A 4,026-nucleotide genomic window follows, 5' to 3' on the forward strand; every position below is an offset into this window, starting at 1 on the left:
GAAGGATAGATTACTCCAATGAATAAATCCCCTCCCCATCGCGCGTGGGTAAATAAAACGGTGATTGTTAGATAGGCAGTTCTCCTGGCTCTGGATCATCGCTCCCCCAAACCTTCCCAAGACTTTCGTCCCAGTGGCATAACATGGGTTTGCTCCTCATTACAGTGGCGGGACCGCGCCGGCGTTACACCGGACTTCCCTATTAAGCCCCGTAGGGCACCTATCTCAAAAGTATTTAATTGTAATATACTGGTAGTTGTACCAATTGGTTATTATAATACCAGCTATTTTATAAAATAGCAATAGTATTTGCAGTTTTTGCAATCTACATTTTACCACACGTCAATTATTGTCAAACTAAGATTGCCTAGATTAATGGTATCGGTCCTACCATCCAGGGGGGTGCCATTGCTGTTTGAGTTCAAAATGGATATTTGCATGGTAGACATTAACAGATTATTAGTCATATAGCCACCGGTAAGCTTTTCTGCAAAGAGGGTTGCGGTAAGCAATACAGCCCAGAATAAGGCTTTACCGCAAGAATTCATTTTTTTCTCCTCCAATAGACACGTATTTCGATGTGCCGCATAAGATATAATAGATTATTAATCTAAATGATAATGATATTCATTCAATTAAAAGCAGGAGGTGGACGTATGCTGTCCCCAAGCCTGGAAGATTATTTAGAGGAAATCTACCGATATTCGGTCAGTAATGATTTTGTACGAGTTACTGACATAAGTAAAAAATTAAATGTTAAGTTGCCTTCGGTAAGTAATGCGGTGGGAAAACTCCGTGCGCGAGGGTATATTACATGTCAAAAATATGGCGTAATCGGGCTGACTGACAAGGGTAGACAAACAGGGTCCTATCTTGTTAAAAGAAATGCTCTTCTGCAGAAATTTCTAAAAACGATTCATGCAGATTGCGATGTTGAAGTAGAGGCAGAAGCAATGGAACATTATTTATCAAAATCAACGATAATAGCTATTGAACATGTAATGCTATTCATGGAAGAAAACCCAGAAGTTTATCAGCGTTTTGTTGACAGTGTGAAAGCTGACAAATATACTCACAAGAGCTAGCTGTCATAGATCTACAATCGCCATTAGGTAATATTTATATAGGGGCCACCATTACAAACGACGGTTTTTACTGTTGTAATAAATAACCTACAGATTAGGTTTGTAGCCATACTTATCTATGGCCACAAACCTTAGAATTTAGTGGTAACCAGCTGATAAACTTAAGCAACACCTAATAATCTTGCAGATTGAGCTACTACAAAACAGACTGTAAAAGCAATCACAGTAGGAATTAGGAAAGCCAGTAAGGTCCACCTAACACTTCCTGATTCTTTATAGGCTGATAGAAGCGTGGTTGTACAAGGCCAGTGGAGAAGGCAGAAAAGCATTGTACATACAGCAGTTAGCCAAGTCCAGCCATGAGCCAGTAGTATTTGGCGAAGTTCCTCAATACTATCAAATTCCACCATTTGCCCTGTTGCTAGATAGCTCATAAGAAGAATGGGAACTACGATTTCATTGGCCGGCAGGCCAAGAATGAATGCCAGGAGAATGAATCCATCCAAACCAATTGCATAACCAAGCGGTTGCAAAAAACTTGCCAGGTGACTGATGATGCTCATATCTCCTATGTAGACATTACCTAATATCCAAGTTATAGCTCCGGCTGGAGCTGCCATTATCACTGCACGCCTTAATACGAATAGCGTACGGTCAATGACTGAGCGATAGATAACCGCTCCTACTTGCGGCAGACGATATGGCGGCAATTCTAAAACCAGGGACGAAGGCTCCCCTTTTAATATAGTGTGCGAAAGACCCCATGAAACCGCAAAAGTTACTGCAATTCCAATTAGTACGGTAGCTGTTATAACCAGTGAAACGGTAATGGTTGAAAATTCGGCTGCAACTACTCCGCCCATAAAAATTGTTGCAATTGCGATGAGGGTCGGAAAACGCCCATTACAGGGAACAAAGTTATTGGTCAACAGCGCGATTAACCTTTCACGCGGTGAGTCGATGATTCGGCAGGCGACAACTCCGGCAGCGTTACAACCAAACCCCATACACATGGTCAGTATTTGCTTACCGCAAGCTTTACATTTTTTAAACATATTATCCATATTGAATGCGACTCTTGGTAAATAGCCCAAGTCTTCTAACAAGGTAAATAACGGGAAGAATATTGCCATAGGCGGCAGCATAACTGATATAACCCAGGCCAAAGCTCTATAAAGGCCTAGTACCAAAACACCATGCAGCCAGTCAGGTGCTCCGGCAAGCATAAACCATTCAGAGAGTTGGTCTTGGAATGCAAACAGGACTCCAGCAATCATTTCAGAGGGTATATTTGCCCCTTCAATAGTGATCCAAAAAATGGCACTGAGAAGGAGAAGCATAATAGGATATCCGAATAAGCGGGAAGTGAGTATATCATCTAGCTTTGCATCCCAAGCAGATCTACTATCAGTTTTGTGGGTCACTACTTTGCTTGCTATCTGTTCCGCGTTTGAATAAATATCGGATACAATAGTGTCACCAAGCCTATTGCCAGAGCTGAGGCGAAGTTTATTCGCCTCAGCATAAATATCTGATAATGTCATTGGCTGAATCTTTCCGCTCATAATGCTGCTACCTCCTTAAGAACTTCCAAATTTGGGAGAACTTCTAAGTGTTTGTTAATACTATCAATAAATGCCCTATCACCATCGAGTAGGCGTAAAGCAACCCAGCGGGGATTTAGCTTGTTTCCGACAAGACGTTGAATATCTGGCAAAAGCGTTTGGACCGCGTCCTCTATTATTGGTGAATAAGTTAGCTGGCGGGGATTGCTTTTAAGTAGTCCCGAACTTACTTGATACAGAGTTTCCCGTAATGTATCTAAGCCTTCTCCTTTACGGGCCGCAGTAGCAACAACAGGTACTCCAATTTCTTTTTCTAGTTCGGGTAAATCAATAGTAATATTTTTTTTCGCGCTTCATCCATAAGATTTACGCATACTACAACATTTGAAGTAATTTCCATTACTTGCAGAGCTAGGTTTAAATTCCTTTCTAGGGAGGTGGCATCGAGAACTACAATAGTAGCATTCGGTTCACCAAAGCAGATAAAATCGCGGGCAACCTGTTCTTCAACAGTATGAGCCAGTATTGAGTATGTTCCAGGAAGATCAACCAATAAGAATGGTTTATTGCGATAAGTAAAAGTACCTTGAGCGTTATCTACCGTCTTGCCGGGCCAATTGCCTGTATGCTGGCGCAGACCTGTTAGGGCATTAAATACGGTGCTTTTTCCAACGTTTGGGTTACCGGCTAGAGCTATTACGTACTGTCCTGGCTCTGGGTTTATGCCGAAATGCTCTCTCAATACTCGGCTTTGCTTTTCAGTTACATTCATCTTATTCGGCCTCCATATATTTCATCGATTACATGGGATATACTTTAATCAAGCTGGCATCATCGCTACGTAGCGCTATAATAGTATCACGCACTTTGAACGCGATCGGATCGCCAGATGGGCTTTTACGGATGCACTGTACCTGAGTCCCAGGAATAATCCCAAGGTCCAAAATGCGCCTTCTAAGCAAACCCTCAAGCTCTACGGATGATATTTTGCATGTTCTTCCAATCATCAAATCTGCCAAAGATGGTTGTTTTTCAATCATATACATACTATAAACCTCCTTAATATTTGCCGTGACTAAGTTTTGTTTCGAAAATAAAGGTTAGCTATCGCTAACATTCGCTCTGAAAAAAATGGTTAGCTCAAGCTAACATCAGATTTCTAACCGTCTGATATATCATATGGCGGGTAGCTAAAAGTGCTACTGAAAACCTGTTTTTTAAAGGAATATAATTTTATAATAAGTGTCTTAAAATAAGAAAAACCGCTAGCGCGGTCCTTTTAGTTCCTCACATCTGATATCCGATACTCAAACCCATGAACTCCTTTGTAATAGCGAGGGTACATGGCGGCTCCACAAGCTTCACAAGCGAACTGC

4 protein-coding genes, 1 pseudogene and 1 riboswitch are annotated in these 4,026 nt (G+C 41.5%); of the genes and pseudogenes, 1 reads left to right on the forward strand and 4 read right to left on the reverse strand.

The window, feature by feature from the left end; all coding sequences use genetic code 11:
* Positions 1-56: 56 nt before the first annotated feature.
* Positions 57-239, reverse strand: a riboswitch (cobalamin riboswitch).
* 93 nt (positions 240-332) lie between these two features.
* The gene (locus GX348_09150; GenBank protein ID NLP42346.1) at positions 333-548 is read right to left on the reverse strand and encodes a hypothetical protein; all 216 of its coding nucleotides are present in this window, start codon (positions 546-548) and stop codon (positions 333-335) included.
* A 108-nt stretch (positions 549-656) separates the two neighbouring features.
* On the opposite strand from GX348_09150, the gene GX348_09155 reads away from it, so the two are divergent.
* Entirely contained in the window at positions 657-1,085 is a 429-nt protein-coding gene (locus GX348_09155) for a DNA-binding protein (GenBank protein NLP42347.1), read from the forward strand.
* A 161-nt stretch (positions 1,086-1,246) separates the two neighbouring features.
* Here the strand turns inward: GX348_09155 and GX348_09160 are convergent, their stop codons facing one another.
* The 3 genes and pseudogenes from GX348_09160 to GX348_09170 form a co-directional block, all read right to left on the reverse strand.
* A complete protein-coding gene (locus GX348_09160; GenBank protein NLP42348.1) occupies positions 1,247-2,650 on the reverse strand; it encodes a ferrous iron transporter B in 1,404 nt (467 codons plus the stop codon).
* Positions 2,647-3,422 (reverse strand): annotated as a pseudogene (locus GX348_09165) (iron transporter FeoB). Before GX348_09165 ends, GX348_09160 begins: the two are co-directional and overlap by 4 nt.
* 28 nt (positions 3,423-3,450) lie before the next feature.
* The gene (locus GX348_09170) at positions 3,451-3,696 is read right to left on the reverse strand and encodes a ferrous iron transport protein A (protein ID NLP42349.1); all 246 of its coding nucleotides are present in this window, start codon (positions 3,694-3,696) and stop codon (positions 3,451-3,453) included.
* Positions 3,697-4,026: the final 330 nt, after the last annotated feature.

The sequence above is a fragment of the Veillonellaceae bacterium genome, from assembly GCA_012523975.1.
In the GTDB taxonomy this organism is placed as follows: Bacteria; Bacillota; Negativicutes; order JAAYSF01; family JAAYSF01; genus JAAYSF01.